Here is a 19,669-nt window from a genome sequence, read left to right as displayed (position 1 = left end):
GAAGTGCAGGAACACATCAAGCCCACCGTGCAGATCACCGTCCCGGCGCTCAGCATGGCCGGCCTCTCCGACGCACCCGCAACCCTCGACGGATACGGGCCGATCGATCCCGAGACCGCAGCCCGGATCGCGGTGAACGCACCCTCCTTCACCCGGATCCTCGTCCAGCCCGAAACCGGAGCCGTCCTCTCCGTCGGCCGCGGCCAGTACCGAGTTCCCGCCGATCTCCAGCGGGCGGTGCGCCTCCGAGGCGGCACCTGTCGGGCACCCGGCTGCGGCAGGCGCGCCAGGGCCTGCGACCTCGACCATTCCGTCGCCTGGCAGGACGGCGGGACGACGGATGTCGGGAATCTCGCCTGTCTCTGCCGACATCACCACCGGATGAAGCACCTCCCCGGCTGGGGCCTTGAACATCGACCGGGTGGAGTGCTCGACTGGACGACACCCGACGGCAAACACCATCGAACCGAGCCGGACCGCGCACCGTTCTGACCACGTCCGGTCCCTGAGCTTGTCGAAGGGTGCGCACTCCTCGGCGACCGGGCCGGCCAGGGCGCATGAGGCGGGCGGCCGTAGGGTGGTGTGGTGACCGGCCACGAAGAGCTCCTCAAGATCGCCACCGACATCGCCACCGACGCGGGGGAGCTGATCCTGCGCCGACGACGCGAGGGCGTCGAGATCGCCGCGAGCAAGTCCTCGATCGAGGACGTCGTCACGCGAGCCGACCGCGAGTCCGAGCAGTTCATCCGCGATCGTCTCCTCGCAGCCCGCCCCGACGACGGCTTCCTCGGCGAAGAGACCGGTGCGGAAGGCGGCTCGACCGGCACCTCGGGCCTCACCTGGGTGGTCGACCCCATCGACGGCACCGTCAACTACCTCTACGACATCCCCGCGTACGCCGTGAGCATCGGGGTCGTCGAGGGTGAACCCGATCCCGCCACCTGGACCACACTCGCCGGTGCCGTCGTGAACCCGGTGCTTGGCGAGTCGTACACGGCGGCCCGTGGATCCGGATCGCACCTCAACGGCCGCACGCTCGAGGTGAACCGGGGCGTCGCCCCGAACGTCGCCCTGCTCGGCACCGGCTTCTCGTACACGGCCTCGCGGAGGATGGAACAGGCCGCGGTCCTCGGCGCACTCCTCGGCACCTTCCGTGACGTCCGCCGGATCGGTTCCGCGGCCCTCGACCTCTGCAGTGTCGCGTCCGGCCGCCTGGACGCCTACTACGAGAGCGGGCTGAAGCCCTGGGATCAGGTCGCCGGGGCGCTCGTCGCGGCTGAAGCGGGCGCGACGGTCGCCGGGTTCGACGGCGCCCCCGCCACCACGAAGCTCATCATGGCCGCAGACGCACCACTGCTCGACGTCCTCGAGCGCCTGCTCGTCGAGCAGGGCTTCGCCTCGTCCATCGGCTGAACCGTCGGCCCGGCGGCGAGGGACGCCCCGAAACGCTCCGGTCGCGACTCGTTCATAAGAGAACTCTCATATGGCCTCTGACCAGGGTTTTCCACAACAAAACCGAGCACTGCCATGGCTTTTTCAGGCTCCCGTTGCTAGCATTTATCTATTCGTTACGTCCGCGTTCCCCCGCGTGGACGGACTTCACGCCCTATCTGCTAGCCCCGTTGAAAGGCCCCCGCCCCCTTGTCACGCCATGCAAGCCCTGAGGACACCCCTGTGCTTCCCGACCCTCAGGACCCGCAGAACACGTCCGCCGAGCGAGACACTGCACCCGTGCAGACGCCTCCCCTCAGCCGCCGTGAACTCCGCGAACGCGAGCGTCAGGCGGCGGCAGCCCTCGAGCAGCAGGAGTCCGTGCTGCAGGACCCGACCCACGAGGCGAACGTCGCCGAGCCCGAGGCCGCTCCCGCCGTCGACCCCGTCGACGAGATGATCGCCGAGGCGATCGAGGCGGTCCACACGTCCGACGTCGCCGACCTCGCGCCGGCCGAGTCCGAGTCGCTCATCGCCGAGCCGACCCTCGCCCCCGATGCCACCACGCCGACGTCGTCCGTGCCCGTCGACACCGACATCCCCCTCGCCGACGCCTCGCGTCCGCGCCGCTCGACCCGGGCCACCTCCGCTCCCGTGTCGACGACGAAGCCCCGCAACACGAGTCGTCCGGCGTCCACGCCTGGCGCTCCTCGCCCCTCGGGCATCGCCCGTAAGCGCCACATCACCACCAAGATCTTCGCCGGTGCCGCGATGGGCTTCGTCGCCCTCATGGCCGTCGCGACCTCCGTCCCGGCCAACGCGCTCCTCACCGCAGAAGACGTCGCGACGTCGGTCGCCGAGGCATCCCAGGCCGAGCTCGGCGACGGCAACGGGCTCAGCAACCAGGCCTCCCAGTCGCTCGACAGCGAGGGCTCGGCAGAACTGACCTTCACCCGCGACGACTACACGACGAGCACCGTCGAAGAAGCCGCCGCCGCGATGGGCATCCGCCCCGCCAACACCTTCACCAACAACCCGAACGGCACCATCCAGTGGCCGTTCGCCGTCGGTGTCACCATCGGCGACCGCTTCGGTGCTCGCGACTGCGCAGGCTGCTCCAGCGACCACCACGGCCAGGACTTCAACCCCGGCAACGGCGCCCCCATCCAGGTCATCGCCGACGGCGTCGTCCGCCACGTCGAAGACGGCGAAGGCTCGCTCGGCGTCAACGTCATCGTCGACCACACGATCAACGGTCGCCTCGTCTCGAGCGTCTACGCGCACATGCAGCACGGTTCCGTCCGGGTCACCGAGGGGCAGGCCATCAAGGTCGGCACCATCCTCGGCCTCACCGGCTCCACCGGTATGTCCACCGGACCGCACCTGCACTTCGAGATCCGACTCGACGGCGTCACCTGGGTCGACCCGCTCGAGTGGTTGTACGCCAACGTCAACTGACGTCGCGGACCCCACCACCTGACGAATGCCTCGCCCGAGTCCGGGCGGGGCGTTCGTGTTTCTGCCGACAGTGGGAGTGGGTGGGTGCCCTTCGACAGGCTCAGGCACCAGAGGAGACCGGCTCAGGGACCAGACGAGATCGGCTCAGGGGTCGGGGTTTCGCTCAGGGACCTGCACGACGAAGGCCCGCCGGCTGATGCCGACGGGCCTTCGTTCGTGACGGGGAGGGTTACTGACCCTGCTCCTGGTACTTCGCCTCGGTGGCGGCCTTCTGCGGCTTCCACCAGGACTCGTTGTCGCGGTACCAGGCGATCGTGTCGGCGAGGCCGGCCTCGAAGTCGCTGAAGGCCGGCGTCCAGCCGAGTTCCGTGCGCAGCTTCGACGAGTCGATCGCGTAGCGGAGGTCGTGGCCCGGGCGGTCGTTCACGTGGTCGTAGGCGTCGGCCGACTGACCCAGCTGCGTGAGGATGAGCTCCACGACGTCCTTGTTGTTCTTCTCACCGTCGGCTCCGATAAGGTACGTCTCGCCGATGACCCCCTTGTCGAGGATGGTGAGCACCGCGGAGGAGTGGTCGTTGGCGTGGATCCAGTCGCGGACGTTCTCGCCGGTGCCGTACAGCTTCGGACGCTCGCCGCCGAGGACGTTCGTGATCTGACGCGGGATGAACTTCTCCACGTGCTGGTACGGACCGTAGTTGTTCGAGCAGTTCGAGATCGTCGCCTTGACGCCGAAGGACCGCACCCACGCGCGGACGAGGAGGTCGCTGCCGGCCTTCGTCGACGAGTACGGGCTCGACGGGTTGTACGGGGTCTGCTCCGTGAACCGCTCCGGGTCGTCGAGCTCGAGGTCGCCGTAGACCTCGTCCGTCGAGATGTGGTGGAACCGGGTCCCGTGCTTGCGAGCAGCCTCGAGCAGCGTGTACGTGCCGATGATGTTGGTGTCGAGGAACGGGCGGGGGTCGTGCAACGAGTTGTCGTTGTGCGACTCGGCCGCGTAGTGCACGACGGCGTCATGGCGAGCGAAGAGCTCGTCGACGAGCGTCGCGTCCTGGATGTCGCCGACGACCAGCTCGAAACGATCGGCCGGGAGGCCGTCGAGCGAGGCGCGGTTGCCCGCGTAGGTCATCTTGTCGAGGACGGTCACCGAGTGATCGGTGTTGTTCAGGACGTAGTGGACGAAGTTCGAGCCGATGAATCCGGCGCCGCCGGTAACGAGAAGTCTGGACACGAGAACCGAGTCTACCCGGCGGTCTCTGGAAGCCGGGGGAGAATCCTGCTCCTGAGCCGACGGGTGTCCGCCGTGCCGCGGCTCAGTGTCCGGGCAGGATCCGGCGCAGCAGGTTCGTGTTCGCGAGGTCGAGGAGTTCGTCACCCCGACCCGACATGACCGTGCGGAGCGCGTAGAGCGTGAACCCCTTCATCTGCTCCGCCGTGATCGTCGGCGGGATCGACAGTTCCTGCCGTGCCGTCACGACGTCGACGAGCGCCGGACCGTCGTGCTCGAACGCACGCCGGATGGCACCCTCCAGATCGCTCGCCCGCTCGACGCGTTCACCGTGGATGCCCATCGCCTCGGCGACGCGGGCGAAGTCCGGGTTCTGGAGGTCCGTGCCGTAGTTCACGAAACCGCCCGCCTTCATCTCCAGCTCGACGAAGTTCAGCGAGGAGTTGTTGACGACGACGACCTTCACGGGGAGCCGGTTCTGCGTGAGCGAGATGAGCTCACCGAGCAGCATCGTGAGGCCGCCGTCGCCGGCGAGCGCGACGACCTGCCTGCCGGGCTGCGACGCCTGGGCGCCGAGGCCCTGCGAGACCGCGTTCGCCATGCTGCCGTGGCTGAAGGACCCGATCAGCCGGCGTCGTCCGTTCATGGTGAGGTACCGCGACGCCCAGACGACGGGCGAACCGACGTCGGGGATGAACACGGCGTCGTCGGTGGCGAGCTCGTCGATGACCTTCGCGAGGTACTGCGGGTGGATGGCCTGGCGGTCGTGGTCGGCGGTCGCGAGTTCGTCGAGGCCCTTCCGGGAGCTGCGGTAGTGCTTGAGCGCCTCGTCGAGGTGCTTCCGGTGCGTCTTGCGTTCGAGTTTCGGCAGGAGGGCGTCGAGGGTGTCGCGGACGGTGCCGACGAGTGGGAGGTCGACCGGGTGCCGTCGGCCGATCTGCTCGCCCCGGATGTCCACCTGGATGACGGTCGCGTCCTCGGGGAAGAACTGGGGGTAGGGGAAGTCGGTGCCGAGCATCAGCAGCACGTCGCACGACAGCATGGCGTGATAGCCGCTGGCGAAGCCGAGGAGTCCGGTCATGCCGACGTCGAAGGGATTGTCGTATTCGACGTGCTCCTTGCCACGGAGCGCGTGCACGATGGGGGCGCCGAGGGCGTCGGCGGTCGCGATGAGTTGCTCGTGGGCGCCCTTGACACCCGCACCGGCGAGGATCGTGACGCGCTTGCCGGCGTTCAGGAGGCGGGCCGCTTCATCGAGTTCGTGGGCGGCGGGCAGGATGCGCGGCTGCGTCGCCCGGATCGCCGAGACGTGCTCGGAGACCGCGTGCTGCAGCATGACGTCGCCCGGCACGACGACGACCGCGACCCCGCGACGTTCCACCGCGGTGCGCATCGCGATCTCGAGGACCCGGGGCAGCTGCTCGGGCATGGAGACGAGCTCGACGTAGACGCTGCACTCACGGAACAACTCCTGCGGGTGCGTCTCCTGGAAGTAGGTCGTGCCGATCTCGGAACTCGGGATGTGCGCGGCGATCGCGAGGACCGGTACGCGCGAGCGGTTCGCGTCGAACAAACCGTTGATGAGGTGGAGGTTGCCGGGCCCGCAGCTGGCGGCGACGACGGCGAGTTCCCCGGTCAGCTCGGCTTCGGCTGCCGCGGCGAACGCGGCCGCCTCCTCGTGGCGGACGTGCACCCACTCGATCCGTCCGTTGGTCCGGAGGGCGTCCGTGAACCCGTTCAGTGAATCGCCGGGCAGTCCGTACACCCGCTGCACCCCACTGGCTTCGAGCGTGGCGACGACGGTTTCGGCGACAGTGGACATGGGTGCTCCTCGCAGCTGGCGACTCTCGGTCCGGGGTTCCCGGTCCTTCCATGCTCCTCGGGTGGTCCGAGCGTCACAAGGGAGCGACTCGGCCTTGCAGAGCCCTACCAGGTGCGGTAACGCTTCTCAACACTCCGGGGTCAATCCACCTGAACGACGAACGCCTTGTAGCGTGGACGTTGGAACAGCCTGCCGACGACGCGGTGGTGCGGCCAACATCGACTGCACCGTGAAAGGGGCGGCCGTGAGTGACTCCCTGCACCGACCGCCGGCACACGCGGGATCGGTGACCGATCCCGCCGCCATGTTCACCGAGCACAGCGAGACGGTCGTCACCGGCGTGAGCCTGTCCAACGGCCGTTACAGCATCGGCGAGCAGCTCGGTTCGGGCGGTTCCGCGAACGTCTACCGGGCTCGCGACGAGCTCCTGTCGCGACCCGTGGCCGTGAAGCTCTTCCGCGACGAGGCGGCGACCGCGAACGACCGCCTCCGCCAGGAGCGCGAGATCCGCCTGCTCGGCGAACTGCGCCACCCGGGTCTCGTGGAGCTGTACGACTCCGGTTCCGTCGTCCACCGTGGCGTCGAGCACCGCTTCCTGGTGATGGAGTACATCCCCGGTGCCACGCTCACCGACAAGTTGCGGGCGGGCCCGATGCTGCCGCGCGATGCCGCTGCGCTCGGCGCCCAGGTGGCCGACGCCCTGTCGTTCATCCACACGCGGTCGATCGTCCACCGCGACATCAAGCCCGACAACATGCTCTTCAGCGACATCGCCGCCTTCGGGCACGCGAACCTCGTGAAGCTGTCCGACTTCGGGATCGCCCACTTCATCGGCGGCTCCCGCTTGACGAACACCGAGGCGATCTCCGGGACGGCGAACTACCTCTCACCCGAGCAGGCGCTCGGCGACACGGTCAGCACGGAGACGGACATCTACTCGCTGGGCCTCGTGCTGCTCGAGGCGATCACGGGCCGTCGTGAGTTCGACGGTGGGCTCGTCGAGTCCGCGATCGCCCGGTTGCACCGCGATCCCGTGATCCCGCCCGAGCTGCCGGCCGCCTGGCACCCGCTCCTGCGTTCGATGACGGCCCGTCGCCCGGAAGACCGGCCGGCGGCCCACGAAGTCGCCTCGACCCTGCGCGAGATCTGGTCGGAATCCCGTGTCCGACGCGTCCGCCGGGTGCGCGCGCGTCTCGGGCTCGTGACCGAGCGGGGCGTCGATCCGCGGATCGCACTGCTGCTCGCCGGCGCCACGGCCGCTGCCGGCCTCGCCATCGGTGTGGCCATCGGCATCTTCGCGTTCTGACCCCGTCAGCTCCCGCCCTACCACGTTTCGCGCGCTTCCGGGGAAGTCAGCCGGCCGGTGTACGGTCTCATCAACGATCGATCCCTTCGAGTGAAAGGGCGCCATGACGCTCTCGACCCCCTATCCGCTCGGCGTCACCCTCCGGGGCGATGGTGCGAACGTCGCCATCTACTCCGAGACCGCCGACTCCGTCACCGTGTGCCTGTTCCCCGAGGGCGGCGAGGAGCAGCAGACCCGACTCGAACGACGGACCGGTCACGTGTTCCACGGCCTCGTCGAGGGCCTCGTGCCCGGCATGCGCTACGGCGTCCGGGTCGACGGTCCGTGGGACCCGGCCAACGGCCTCCGGCACAACCCGGCGAAGGTGCTGCTCGACCCGCACGCGACGGCGATCACCGGGCGCTACGACCTCGGCCAGGCGCAGTTCAGCCACCGTCTGGACGCCCCCGAGTCGATGGACGACACCGACTCGGCCGGTCATGTCGCCCTCGGCGTCGTCACCGACCCGTCGTCCTTCGACTGGGACGCGGACGGCGCGGACGTCGCGCCACGGATCCCGCTCGCCGAGACGATCGTGTACGAGGTGCACGTGAAGGGCTTCACGAAGCAGCTCGCCGAGGTGCCCGAGGAGATCCGCGGCACCTACGCCGGTCTCGCGCACCCGGCCGCCCTCCGGTACCTCACCGACCTCGGCGTGACCGCGGTCGAGCTCCTGCCCGTGCACCAGTTCGTGCAGGATAGCCACCTCGAGGAGAAGGGCCTCCGCAACTACTGGGGCTACAACTCCATCGGCTTCTTCGCCCCACACGGCGAGTACGCGGCCGCAGGCGACACCGGCGGCCAGGTCGACGAGTTCAAGGCGATGGTGAAGGCGATGCACGCCGCCGGCCTCGAGGTCATCCTCGACGTCGTGTACAACCACACCGCCGAGGGCAACCACATGGGCCCGACGCTGTCGTTCAAGGGCATCGACAACGCCGCGTACTACCGCCTCGTCGACGAGGACCGCGAGCACTACTTCGACACCACCGGCACCGGCAACAGCGTCAACGTCGGCCACCCGGCGGCGCTCGGCCTCATCATGGACTCGCTCCGCTACTGGGTGACCGAGATGCACGTCGACGGCTTCCGCTTCGACCTCGCGACGACCCTCACCCGGCAGGACGGCTCCGCAGAGATCCACAGCGCCTTCCTCTCGCTCATCGAGCAGGACCCGGTGCTCGCGCCGATCAAGATGATCGCGGAGCCGTGGGACACCGCGGGCTACCAGGTCGGTGGGTTCCCGGCGAGCTGGTCGGAATGGAACGGGAAGTTCCGCGACGACGTCCGCGACTTCTGGAATGGCGCCGACAGCGTGCTCGGCACCATGTCGCAGCGCGTCCTCGGCAGCCCGGACGTCTACGAGGCGTCGCGTCGCTCGCCGCTGTCGAGCGTCAACTTCGTCACCGCGCACGACGGCTTCACGCTCGCGGACCTCACGGCCTACGCAGCCAAGCACAACGCTGCCAACGGTGAGGACAACAACGACGGCGAGAGCGACAACCGCTCGAGCAACAACGGCGCCGAGGGTCCCACCGACGATCCGGCGGTCAACGCCCGCCGCAACCGTCAGCGACGCAACTTCCTCGCGACCGTGCTGCTCTCGGCCGGCGTGCCGATGATCCTCGGCGGCGACGAGATCGCCCGCACGCAGGGCGGGAACAACAACGCCTACTGCCAGGACAACGAGGTGTCCTGGTTCGACTGGGAGAACGCCGACCAGGAGCTCCTCGGCTTCACCAAGCGGATGATCGCACTGCGTACGGCCGAGCCGGCCCTCCGACCGGACTGGTTCCGTCAGGGCCCCGGCTCGAAGGCGGACGACCGCGTGTTCATCACGCGGTCCGACGACGAACCCTTCTCGGAGGACGACTGGGAGAACCCGGACGCCCGCTCGATCACCTTCGTGTTCCGGCACGCCGGGTCGGCGTCGTTCGCGCTCCTGCTGAACGCGGCCGAGAACGGCGTCGAGTTCACCCTCCCGAAGGCTCCCGGCCAGCCGTGGACCCTCGTCGAGTCGAGCGACCCCGAGCAGATGCTCGCCGAGGGCTCGACGACGGTGATCGTGCAGGGCACGTCCTTCACCCTCCTGCGGTCGGGGGTCACCTCATGACCACCGTGCCCGTCTCCACCTACCGGCTCCAGCTGACCGCCGACTTCCGGCTGCAGGACGCCGCCGCCATCGTCGACTACATCCAGGCCCTCGGAGCGGACTGGGTGTACCTCTCGCCCATCCTCCGTGCCGAGCCCGGATCGACGCACGGGTACGACGTCGTCGACCACACCACGGTCGACCCCGAGCGGGGCGGCGCCGAGGGGCTCACGGCGCTCGCCGAAGCCGCGCACGCCGCCGGACTCGGGGTCCTCATCGACACCGTCCCGAACCACATGGGGGTCGCGACCCCGGTCGAGAACGCCTGGTGGTGGGACCTGCTCCAGCACGGCCGCGAGGCCGAGCACGCCGCCGCGTTCGACGTCGACTGGGAGTCGGGTGCCGGCAGGATCCGCATCCCGATCCTCGGCGACGACGAGGGCGACCACAGCACCCTCGACGACCTCACGATCGAGGACGGCGAGCTGCGGTACTTCGAGAACCGCCTGCCCATCGCACCCGGGACAGCGGACGACGGAGCGACGCCACGCGAGGTCCACGACCGTCAGCACTACGAGCTCGTCAACTGGCGTCGTGCGGACGCGGAACTGAACTACCGCCGCTTCTTCGCCGTGAACACGCTCGCCGCGATCCGCGTCGAGGACCCCGCGGTGTTCGACGGCTCGCACGTCGAGATCGGCCGCTGGTTCGACGAGAAGATCGCCGACGGCATCCGCGTCGACCATCCGGACGGCCTCCTGGATCCGGGTGCCTACCTCGACCGCCTGTCCGAACGCATCGGCGGGGCGCCGATCTGGGTCGAGAAGATCCTCGAAGGCGAAGAGGACCTCCCGGCCGAATGGGCGACGCTCGGCACGACCGGGTACGACGCGCTCGGCGACGTCGACCGGGTCCTCGTCGACTCCACCGGCCTCCCGGTCCTGGCGGAGCTGGCCGGGGTGGAACTCACGCGCGACGCGTGGGACGAGCTCGTGCACACCACCAAGCGCGGCATCGCGGACGGCATCCTCGGATCCGAGGTCCGACGGCTCGCCCGTCTCGTCCCCGAGGTCGACGAGGCCGTCGACGCGCTGGCCGAGATCCTGACGGCGTTCCCGGTGTACCGCTCGTACCTGCCGCTCGGCGACGAGTACCTGGACGCCGCCCTGGAGACCGCGGAGACCCGCAGGCCGGAGCTCGCCGAGGCGTTCGCCGCCCTCGCGCCGCGGCTCCGCAACCCGGCCGACCCACTGGCCGCGCGCTTCCAGCAGACCTCCGGCATGGTCATGGCCAAGGGGGTCGAGGACACCGCGTTCTACCGGTACACCGCGCTCACCTCGCTGACCGAGGTCGGTGGCGACCCGGCGGAGACCGACATCAGCGTGGCCGAGTTCCACCACCGTCAGGCACGACGGCAGGCGGAGTGGCCGTCGTCGATGACGACGCTCAGCACCCACGACACGAAGCGCAGCGAGGACGTCCGCGCCCGCATCGACGCGCTGAGCGAAGTGGCTGACCGGTGGGCCGAGCACGCGGTCGCCCTGCACACGAGCAACGGCTTCCCCGACCGGCAGCTCGAACAGCTCGTCTGGCAGGCCGCCGTCGGTGCCTGGCCGATCGAACGCGAACGCCTGCACGCCTACGTGGAGAAGGCGGCCCGCGAGGCCGGCGACTCGACCACGTGGACCGCACCGGACGAGGCCTTCGAAGTCGCCCTGCACGCCGCGGTCGACGGGCTCTACGACAGCCGTCGCGCGAACGCCGCGCTGCTCGACGCCGTCGCCGACGTCGAAGCTGCGGGCTGGACGAACAGCCTGGTGGCGAAGGCCGTGCAACTCACGATGCCGGGCGTGCCCGACGTCTACCAGGGCAGCGAACTCTGGGACCGGTCCCTCGTCGACCCCGACAACCGCAGGGCCGTCGACTACGCCGAGCGCCGCGAGCTGCTGGCGAAGCTCGACGACGGGTGGCTCCCGCCCGTCGCCGCCGACGGAGCCGCGAAGCTCCTCGTCACCTCACGGCTGCTCCGACTCCGCCGGAGCCACCCCGAGCGGTACACGGAGTACACGGCGCTCGCCGCGGAGGGTGCGGCTGCTGATCACGTCCTCGCCTTCTCCCGCGGTGGTGTGGTGACGATCGCCACCCGCCTGTCCCTCCGGCTCGCCGAGCGCGGCGGGTGGAAGAACACCAACGTCGAGCTTCCGGAGGGACGCTACGTGGAGGTGCTGACGGGCCGCGAGATCTCAGGCGGACCGGTCTCCGTCGCCGCGCTCCTCGAGCAGTACCCGGTCGCCGTCCTCACCATCGCCGACGGTGATGAGCACACCGAACCGACCACCACCACATCTGGAGACGAGGAGTCACCGCGATGACGAGCACGACCACCAGCCCAGCCGACGGCTTCCGGGTCTGGGCACCGATCGCCGAGCGCGTCGAGTTGGTGCTCGGCGACGACCGCTTCCCGATGAGCCGCGACGCGGTGGCGGAGGGATGGTGGGTCGCGCTCGACGGTGACGCCCCGCGCGCCGCGATCGTCGACACCGACTACGGCTACGTCCTCGACGGCGACGGGCCGATCGCCGACCCGCGGTCGCGTCGCCAACCGGACGGCGTCCACGGCCTGTCCCGCGTCGTCGCATCCGACCCCGCGCCCTCCGACGGCACCGGCTGGCGGGGACGGCCGCTCATCGGCGCGGTGCTGTACGAACTCCACATCGGCACGTTCACCGAAGCGGCCACCTTCGACGGCGCGATCGAGCGACTCGACGACCTCGTCGAACTCGGCGTCGACGCGGTCGAAGTGCTCCCGGTCAACGCCTTCAACGGCGTCTGGAACTGGGGGTACGACGGCGTGTTCTGGTCGGCCGTCCACGAGGCCTACGGCGGACCCGAGGGCTACCGGCGCTTCGTCCGGGCCTGCCACGAGCGCGGGCTCGCCGTGATCCAGGACGTCGTGTACAACCACCTCGGCCCGTCCGGCAACGTCCTGCCCAGATTCGGCCCGTATCTCGCAGACGGCGCCGGCAACACCTGGGGCGACAGCGTCAACCTCGACGGCCCCGACTCGGACGAGGTGCGCCGGTACATCATCGACAGCGCCCTCATGTGGTTCGAGGAGTACGGCGTCGACGGTCTGCGGCTCGACGCCGTCCACGCGCTGCACGACACCCGGGCGGTCCACCTCCTGGAGGAACTCGACGCGGCCGTCGACGCGCTCGCTGCGGATCTGAACCGGCCGCTCACGCTGATCGCCGAGTCGGATCTCAACGACCCGAAGCTCATCACCCCGCGTGGGCCCGGCGGCTCCGGCGGCTACGGGCTGGACGCCCAGTGGAGCGACGACTTCCACCACGCCCTCCACGTCGCCCTCACCGGTGAGGTGTCCGGGTACTACGCCGACTTCGCGCCGCTCGGTGCGCTCGGCAAGGTCATGGAGGAGGGGTTCTTCCACAACGGGACCTGGTCCAGCTTCCGGAAGCGGCACCACGGCCGACGGATCGACCTCGAGCGCACGCCGAGCTGGCGCCTCGTCGTCTCCGACCAGAACCACGACCAGATCGGCAACCGTGCCGTGGGCGACCGATTGGCGGCCAGCCTCGACGACGGTCAGCTGGCCATCGCCGCCGCCCTCACCCTGCTCGGACCGTTCACGCCGATGCTCTTCATGGGCGAGGAGTGGGCGGCGTCGACCCCGTGGCAGTTCTTCACCTCCCACCCCGAGCCGGAGCTCGGTGAGGCGACGGCGAAGGGGCGCATCGCCGAGTTCGCCCGGATGGGCTGGAACGAGGCCGACGTACCCGACCCGCAGGACCCGGAGACGTACCGACGCTCGATCCTCGACTGGTCCGAACGGTCGCAGGGTCGCCATGCGCGGCTCCTGACCTGGTATCGGCGCCTGATCGAGCTGCGGCGCACGGTGCCCGCGTTCACCGATCCGGCGTTCGCCGACACCACGGCGGTCGCCGACGAGTCGACCGATTCGTTCGTGCTGCGTCGTGGCTCGGCCACGCTGGCGGTGAACTTCGGGACGGAAGCCGTGGAGTTGCCGCTGCGGGTCGATGATCTGCTCGACAGCTTCGGCGAGGTCGTCACCTCGGACGGTTCCATCCGTCTCGGCGCGCACTCGGTCGCGATCCTCCACCACTGAGCCGGATCCGCTCCTCGTGTGCCGTCGCTGCGGCGCACGAGGAGCGTGCAGGGCTGGGCCCTTACGGCGTCGTGAACCAGACCGTCGTGTCGCCGTGGATCGTGGTGCCGTCGAACGGGCCGCTCGCGACGAGGACGGACGACTCGGCGAGTGACGACGGGACCGGCACGTCGTCCGCGCCGGTGTTCGCGACGACCGTGACCGTGCCGTTCGTGAGCGCGAGGATGCTCTCCGGAGCGCCCTCGATCCAAGCGACCGATCCGAGGCCCAGGCCGTGCTCTCGACGCAGCCGCAGGAGCGTGCGGTAGAGCTCGAGCGTCGACCCGGGGATGCCCGCCTGGGCGTCGCGCGAGTAGTCGTTCCAGTCGTCGGGCTGCGGCAGCCAGGAGGCGCCCGTCGTGTTGAAGCCGTACGCGGGGTGGCCGGCCTCCCACGGGATCGGCACGCGGCAGCCGTCGCGCCCGTAGCGCTCGTGGTTCGTGCGGAACCAGGTGGGGTCCTGACGGGCGTCGTCCGGGAGGTCGATGACCTCCGGAAGCCCGAGCTCTTCGCCCTGATAGAGGTAGGCGCCGCCGGGGAGACTCAGCATGAGCGCGGTTGCGGCGCGAGCACGCTGCAGGCCGAGTGCGCGGTCCGGCTTGCCGGGGGTGTTCGGCCCGACGCCGTAGCCCTGCGGGTTCTCCTCCGTGAGCGCGAGGCGGGAGGCGTGGCGGACGACGTCGTGGTTCGACAGCACCCAGGTGCTCGGTGCGCCGACCTGGGCGAAGGCCCGCAGCGACTCCGAGACGACCGTCTTGAGTGCCGCCGCGTTCCAAGGCGTCTCGAGGTACGGGAAGTTGAACGCCTGCTGCATCTCGTCGGGTCGCACCCAGAGCGCCATCTTGTCGAGCGGGTCGACCCAGGCCTCGGCGCAGAGGACGCGGTCGCCCTCGTACGTCGCGAGCAGGTCGTGCCAGTCGCGGTAGATCTCGTGGACGCCGTCCTGGCCCCAGTACGGAGCGGTCTCGGGCCACGACTCCGGCCCGGTGCCGGCGGCCTCGAGTGACGCGTCCACGGAGGCGCCGCCCATGCTGCCACCCTCGGCGGGCGGGGTGTAGTCGGGCAGCCCGTCGGCCTTGATCATGCCGTGCGCCACGTCGACGCGGAAGCCGTCGACGCCGCGGTCGAGCCAGAAGCGCAGGACGCCGCGGAACTGCTCCCGCACCCACGGGTTCGTCCAGTCGAAGTCCGGCTGCGAGGAGTCGAAGATGTGCAGGTACCACTGGCCAGGGGTACAGTCCGCCTCGACGACGCGCGTCCAGGCCGGACCGCCGAAGACGGACTCCCAGTTGTTCGGGGCCTGCTCCCCGTGTTCGCCCTTGCCGTCGCGGAACATGTAGCGGGCGCGTTCCTCGGACCCCGGTCCGGCCGCGAGCGCCTCCCGGAACCAGCGGTGCGCGGTCGACGAGTGGTTGGGGACGAGGTCGACGATGACCCGGATACCGGCGCCGTGGGCGGCGGCGGTCATCGCGTCGAAATCGGCGAGCGTGCCGAAGATGGGATCGACGTCGCAGTAGTCGGCCACGTCGTAGCCGGCGTCCTTCTGCGGGCTCGTCATGAAGGGGGACAGCCAGATGGCGTCGACGCCCAGTTCCTGGAGGGCGCCGAGGCGGGAGGTGATGCCGGGCAGGTCGCCCAGACCGTCACCGTTCGCGTCGGCGAAGGAGCGGGGGTAGATCTGGTAGATGACGGCGGAACGCCACCACTCCGATCCGGGGGTGGAGCCTCCTGCGGGGGAGGCATGCTGAGCTGCGGTCGCCGACGAGGTCGGGAGGGCGGAGTCCATGTCGCTACCCTAGGCCATCGCAGAGGCCTCCCGCCGCGCGTCGACCGGGGCCCGATTCGCACCGGATTCCCGGTGACGACCCGTCAGGTGCTGCCTAGAGTGGGGACATGACGACGGAATCGGACAGCACCGCCCGCAGCACGGCCAAGCGCGTCGGAGCGCAGGCGGGGCGGGTCGCCGGTTCGGCGGCCCGGACCACCCGCGGGATCATCCGCCGGAACCCGACGGCGAACCGCGTCTACCGCGCGGGTGTCGGGGTCGTCGGCGGTGGCACGGTCGCCCTCGGCGTCGCGCTCATCCCGCTGCCCGGCCCTGGGGCGCTCATCGCCGTCGGCGGGCTCGCCGTCCTCGCCTCCGAGTTCGACGGGGCCAAGCGGGCGAGCACGAAGGCGAACGCCGCCGCCAAGAAGGGTGTCGCCGTCGCGAAGGACCTGCGGGCGAAGCGCCAGGCCAAGAACGCCGCGAAGGCCGCACCACAGCCCTGACGAGTCGCCCCGTCGCCGCCCTCGGTTACGGTGGACGGGTGGTGACGTCGGCGAAGGGGAACAGCGGTCGCCGGCCCGCCGGATCGAAGCCGCGAGCCTCCGCGCGGACCCGGAGCGGAGCCACCCGGTCGGCTCCGAAGCCACGGTCGCGGACCGTCGGCGCGCGCAGTGCCGCCAAGCGGCCGAACCGGAGGCCCGGTCGGAGGCGCCTGCAGTCGGCCCCGATGGGTTGGGTCGTCGCCTTCGCAGCCGTGGCCGTGGGGCTCGCCGTCATCGTCGCCGTCGTCACCTGGGGGCCGGAACTCGTCAGGCAGGCGCAGGTGCGGGACTCGACCCTCGGGACCGCACCCCACGCCGCGGTCGAAGGGCCCGGCATCCCGGCGGTGGGCTCGGCCGGGACGGCTCCTGCCGCCATCACCGATCGCGTCGACCTCACGTGGGCGTCGGCCACGGCGCAGCGCCTCGGTATCCCGGAACGCGCCATGTCCGCCTACGCGGGGGCGGCACTGGCCACCGCGCAGGCGCGACCCGAGTGCGGGATCGCGTGGAACACCCTCGCCGCGCTCGGGAGCGTCGAGTCCGGGCACGGGACCATCTTCGGTGGCGCCCTCGACGCCGCCGGTCGAGCGACCCCGCCGATCATCGGGCCCGCACTCACCGGAACCGAGTTCGACGCCGTCTCGGACACCGACGGCGGCGCGTTCGACGGCGACGCCCGGTGGGACCGCGCGGTCGGTCCGATGCAGTTCATCCCCTCGACGTGGGAGCGGTGGGGAGCGGACGGGAACGGCGACGGCGTCGCGGACCCGCAGCAGATCGACGACGCGGCGCTCGCCGCGGCGGGCTACCTCTGCCATGGCGGGCGCGACCTCCGGATCGAGGCGGACTGGGTCGCCGCGATCGGCTCGTACAACGGCGCCGCCTCGTACCTCGCGAAGGTCGTGCACGCCGCCGACACCTTCGCGGCCAAATGATCCGAGAGCGTGTACGAAGCACGCCTCCGGGGATGCTAGTCTCTACTGGTGCCATTTCCGCGTGAGCGGTCTGGTTCGCGCTCCGATAGCTCAGTGGTAGAGCACTTCCTTGGTAAGGAAGAGGTCGCGGGTTCAAGTCCCGCTCGGGGCTCGTTCTCTCCGTCACTGCTCTCGCCGGCATACGGAGAGACGTGGCAGGGTAGCTCAGTTGGTGAGAGCGCACGACTCATAATCGTGAGGTCGAGAGTTCGAATCTCTCTCCTGCTACGCAAGGCCCGGGCTTCCGGGCCTTTTGCGTATCCGCGGGAGCTGAGATCCTCGCCGAGCGTCCCCGTTTCAGTGGGTCCCGGTCAGGGAGCCCCCGAGCATGATCGCAGCGGGCACCAGCAGGCCGAGCAGCACAGCGCCGACCGCAGCCCAGATGCCGATGCGGGCATGCGGCGCCATCCGGGGGCGGAGGCCGAGTTCCTCGCCGATCTCCCGGATCCGTGCGCGTTCGTTCTCGGGGCTGAACGCGACCTCGAACCCGCCGGGCGCGATGCCGAGCATGATGACCCGGCCGTAGCGGACCCGACCCGACTGCCAGGAGAACGACCACGACAGCCGTGGGACGAATCCGGCGGCGCCCGCCGACCAGCCCATGGTGCGAAGGGTGTCGGTGATGCTGAAGCGCCGTCGTCGTTCGTCCACGCGGACGGTGTACGTGATGCTGTCGGACACCTCGTTCAGCTGGAGGACGTCCAACCAGTGGGCGTTCGCGAGGTCGAACCCGACCCGGAACCCACCCGGGACGTCCGTGACGATGAACGGGGTGTTCTGGAGTTCGGCCTCGACGGCCCACCGGTACTCCTCGAGCACGCCGGTCGAGGTGTTGTCGGTTCCGTTCACGGGTTCAGTATGGCAAGGCGACAGGCGTCGGAGTGGTTCACCGCATGGGCAGCACTCCCCATCGGGAAGGTGGCGTCCGTCGCCTGGACGGGACCGGGCCGCCTCACCGGTCCCAGATGCTGCGGTACCCCGGGGAGAAGGCGATCATCGCCGCCAGCAGGGTTCCGATACTGAGGAGCGGGAGCGCCGGCCCGAGCTCCCAGGGCGAGTCCGCGAAGATGCCGATCAGCATCACCATCCAGGCACCGATGTTGCCGAGGATGAGCACGATGATGACGGTCACGGCCGTGGCACCCGCCCGGGCGGAGGTCCGGCTCCCCCGGAACACCGGGGTGGTGCAGATCGCCGCGATGATCACCAGGATGAGCACCAGGAACGCGCTCGCGAACAGGATCGAGGCGGCCTCCGGATCACCGTCGTCATCGCGATCGGCGAAACCAGCGAGGAAGAAGAAGAGGTTGAAGACCTCCGTGCCCTCGTCGTCGGTCGTCTGACTGGCGAACGGCACGAACAGCGAGAGGATGAGCGCGACCTCCAGCAGCAACATGGGGATGGTGATCAGGATGGATTCGATGCTCGCCACGCGCTGTTCGAGCCGGGTGCGTGCCGCCTGCGCCGCGACCGACTCGGTCGTACTCGTCTGTCCCTGGCTCTCGGATGCACTCATCGCTGACCCCCGTCTCGGCTACCGCGAAGGCTGGCCACCGGTTGTGTCCTCGACCTCCGACCTGGTCATGGTAGCCGCGACGGACCGACCGCGTCGGAGACGGGCCGAGGGGCTCAGGCGGCGTCCAACTCGACCTGATGCTCCTCGCGCAGGGCCGGGCAATGCTCGGGCGTCGGGTGGAGCGTGATGTCGATGACCGCTTCGAGGCGGGCGCGCGCCGCCTCGAGGTCCGCCAGTTGCGCCGTGATGCGGTCGCGTTCGGTCCGAAGCAGCTCAAGCGATTCCGGCGTCGCGACCCCGGCGTCGACGCAGGGGAGGAGCTGCACGATGGTGCGGCTCGGGAGGCCGGCCGCGAAGAGCTGCTGCACGAGCTCGACCCGTTCGACCGCCGCTTGTTCGTAGTGGCGCTGGCCGCTCGTCGTGCGCGTAGCGGTGAGCAGCCCCTGCTCTTCGTAGTAGCGGAGCGAGCGGACGCTCGCCCCGGTCCGAGCCGCGAGATCCCCGATGCGCATCGATCTTCCGTTCCTGGCTTGCACCTGACATTGATGTGAGGTCTTAGCCTAACCAGGCTGCTGCGGGATCGCCCCGCACGCGGGAAGGAATCATGGACATCGCAGGATCCGTCGCACTCGTCACCGGCTCGAACCGGGGCATCGGGCGCCGATTCGTCACCCAGCTGCTCGAGCGCGGCGCCGCGAAGGTGTACGCGACCGCGCGCCGCCCCGAGCTCGTCGACATTCCCGGCGTGGAGGTGCTGCAGCTCGACATCACCGACCAGGCCTCCGTCGAGGCGGCGGCCGCGATCGCGACCGACGTCACGCTGCTCGTCAACAACGCCGGCATCGCCACGCAGGGCTCGATGCTGACCGGCGACCTCGCCGACGCGCGTCGCGAGATGGACACCCACTACTGGGGCAACCTCGCCATGGTGCGTGCCTTCGCTCCGGTGATCGAAGGGAACGGGGGCGGGGCGATCGTCAACGTGCTCTCCGCCCTGAGCTGGTTCGCCCACCCGGGTTCCGGCGGATACGCCGCGGCCAAGGCGGCGGAGTGGAACATGACGAACGCGGTCCGTCTGGAACTCGCACCGAAGGGGGTCTCTGTCCAGGGACTGCACCTCGGTGCCGCCGACACCGACATCATGGCGGGCTACGAGGGGCCGATGGTCGACCCGGTGGACGTCGCCCGGGCGAGCCTCGACGGCGTCGAGCAGGGTGTCGCCGAGGTCGTCGTCGACGACTGGAGCGCCATGGTCAAGGCGTCACTCGCCAACGCCCCCGAGGCGTTCTACGCGCAGTTCGCCTGAGGCC

General features: G+C 69.9%; 16 protein-coding genes and 2 tRNA genes. 12 read left to right on the top strand and 6 right to left on the bottom strand.

The genetic code is table 11. The features are described 5' to 3' along the window. The 3 genes from ASE44_RS01350 to ASE44_RS01340 form a co-directional block, all read left to right on the top strand. The coding region (locus tag ASE44_RS01350; protein WP_157579768.1) for an HNH endonuclease signature motif containing protein at window positions 1–492 on the top strand (492 nt) is incomplete at its 5' end. A gap of 93 nt (window positions 493–585) precedes the next feature. Next, window positions 586–1,413, top strand: a complete 828-nt coding sequence (locus tag ASE44_RS01345) for an inositol monophosphatase family protein (RefSeq protein WP_056013989.1) — start codon at window positions 586–588, stop codon at window positions 1,411–1,413. 318 nt (window positions 1,414–1,731) lie between these two features. Next, window positions 1,732–2,889, top strand: coding sequence for a M23 family metallopeptidase (locus ASE44_RS01340; RefSeq protein ID WP_157579747.1), 1,158 nt, complete (start codon window positions 1,732–1,734; stop codon window positions 2,887–2,889). A gap of 229 nt (window positions 2,890–3,118) precedes the next feature. On the opposite strand, the gene rfbB is transcribed toward ASE44_RS01340, so the two are convergent. Both rfbB and poxB read right to left on the bottom strand, forming a co-directional pair. Beyond that, a complete protein-coding gene (gene rfbB, locus ASE44_RS01335; protein WP_056013996.1) occupies window positions 3,119–4,117 on the bottom strand; it encodes a dTDP-glucose 4,6-dehydratase in 999 nt (332 codons plus the stop codon). An 82-nt stretch (window positions 4,118–4,199) separates the two neighbouring features. After that, entirely contained in the window at window positions 4,200–5,936 is a 1,737-nt protein-coding gene (poxB, locus tag ASE44_RS01330; protein ID WP_056776693.1) for a ubiquinone-dependent pyruvate dehydrogenase, read from the bottom strand. Between the two features lie 244 nt (window positions 5,937–6,180). On the opposite strand from poxB, the gene ASE44_RS01325 reads away from it, so the two are divergent. From ASE44_RS01325 to treZ, 4 genes are all read left to right on the top strand, one after another. After that, window positions 6,181–7,242 (top strand): serine/threonine-protein kinase, encoded by a 1,062-nt coding sequence (locus tag ASE44_RS01325; protein ID WP_056776690.1) that lies wholly within the window; start codon window positions 6,181–6,183, stop codon window positions 7,240–7,242. Window positions 7,243–7,345: 103 nt separating this feature from the next. Further along, on the top strand, window positions 7,346–9,394 hold the full coding sequence (gene glgX, locus ASE44_RS01320) for a glycogen debranching protein GlgX (protein ID WP_056776687.1): 2,049 nt from the start codon (window positions 7,346–7,348) through the stop codon (window positions 9,392–9,394). Further along, entirely contained in the window at window positions 9,391–11,745 is a 2,355-nt protein-coding gene (gene treY, locus ASE44_RS01315; protein ID WP_056776685.1) for a malto-oligosyltrehalose synthase, read from the top strand. Before glgX ends, treY begins: the two co-directional genes overlap by 4 nt. Then, window positions 11,742–13,520 (top strand): malto-oligosyltrehalose trehalohydrolase, encoded by a 1,779-nt coding sequence (gene treZ / locus ASE44_RS01310; RefSeq protein ID WP_056776682.1) that lies wholly within the window; start codon window positions 11,742–11,744, stop codon window positions 13,518–13,520. The genes treY and treZ overlap by 4 nt, the downstream gene beginning before the upstream one ends. A 61-nt stretch (window positions 13,521–13,581) precedes the next feature. Here treZ and ASE44_RS01305 read toward each other — a convergent pair whose 3' ends face one another. Further along, on the bottom strand, window positions 13,582–15,345 hold the full coding sequence (locus ASE44_RS01305) for a glycoside hydrolase family 13 protein (protein WP_056776680.1): 1,764 nt from the start codon (window positions 15,343–15,345) through the stop codon (window positions 13,582–13,584). Window positions 15,346–15,452: 107 nt separating this feature from the next. Between ASE44_RS01305 and ASE44_RS01300 the strand changes: the two genes are divergently transcribed. From ASE44_RS01300 to ASE44_RS01280, 4 genes are all read left to right on the top strand, one after another. Then, a complete protein-coding gene (locus tag ASE44_RS01300) occupies window positions 15,453–15,830 on the top strand; it encodes a PGPGW domain-containing protein (RefSeq protein ID WP_056014019.1) in 378 nt (125 codons plus the stop codon). A 224-nt stretch (window positions 15,831–16,054) separates the two neighbouring features. Beyond that, window positions 16,055–16,804 (top strand): lytic transglycosylase domain-containing protein, encoded by a 750-nt coding sequence (locus tag ASE44_RS01290; RefSeq protein ID WP_082455605.1) that lies wholly within the window; start codon window positions 16,055–16,057, stop codon window positions 16,802–16,804. Between the two features lie 79 nt (window positions 16,805–16,883). Further along, a tRNA-Thr gene (locus tag ASE44_RS01285) sits at window positions 16,884–16,955 on the top strand. A 42-nt stretch (window positions 16,956–16,997) separates the two neighbouring features. Continuing rightward, window positions 16,998–17,071, top strand: a tRNA-Met gene (locus ASE44_RS01280). A 69-nt stretch (window positions 17,072–17,140) separates the two neighbouring features. On the opposite strand, the gene ASE44_RS01275 is transcribed toward ASE44_RS01280, so the two are convergent. The 3 genes from ASE44_RS01275 to ASE44_RS01265 form a co-directional block, all read right to left on the bottom strand. Next, window positions 17,141–17,692, bottom strand: coding sequence for a hypothetical protein (locus tag ASE44_RS01275; RefSeq protein WP_056014028.1), 552 nt, complete (start codon window positions 17,690–17,692; stop codon window positions 17,141–17,143). A gap of 103 nt (window positions 17,693–17,795) precedes the next feature. Further along, complete coding sequence (locus ASE44_RS01270; protein ID WP_056776672.1) at window positions 17,796–18,359, bottom strand: hypothetical protein; 564 nt, start codon at window positions 18,357–18,359, stop codon at window positions 17,796–17,798. Between the two features lie 113 nt (window positions 18,360–18,472). Continuing rightward, window positions 18,473–18,871 carry a MerR family transcriptional regulator gene (locus ASE44_RS01265; protein WP_056776668.1) on the bottom strand — a complete coding sequence of 133 codons (399 nt, stop codon included), beginning with the start codon at window positions 18,869–18,871 and terminating at the stop codon, window positions 18,473–18,475. Between the two features lie 92 nt (window positions 18,872–18,963). Between ASE44_RS01265 and ASE44_RS01260 the strand changes: the two genes are divergently transcribed. Then, window positions 18,964–19,665 carry an SDR family oxidoreductase gene (locus ASE44_RS01260; protein WP_056776666.1) on the top strand — a complete coding sequence of 234 codons (702 nt, stop codon included), beginning with the start codon at window positions 18,964–18,966 and terminating at the stop codon, window positions 19,663–19,665. Window positions 19,666–19,669 lie beyond the last annotated feature (4 nt).

It is taken from the genome of Plantibacter sp. Leaf1, from assembly GCF_001421315.1.
In the GTDB taxonomy this organism is placed as follows: Bacteria; Actinomycetota; Actinomycetes; order Actinomycetales; family Microbacteriaceae; genus Plantibacter.
This window is presented reverse-complemented; position numbering and strand designations above follow the sequence as displayed.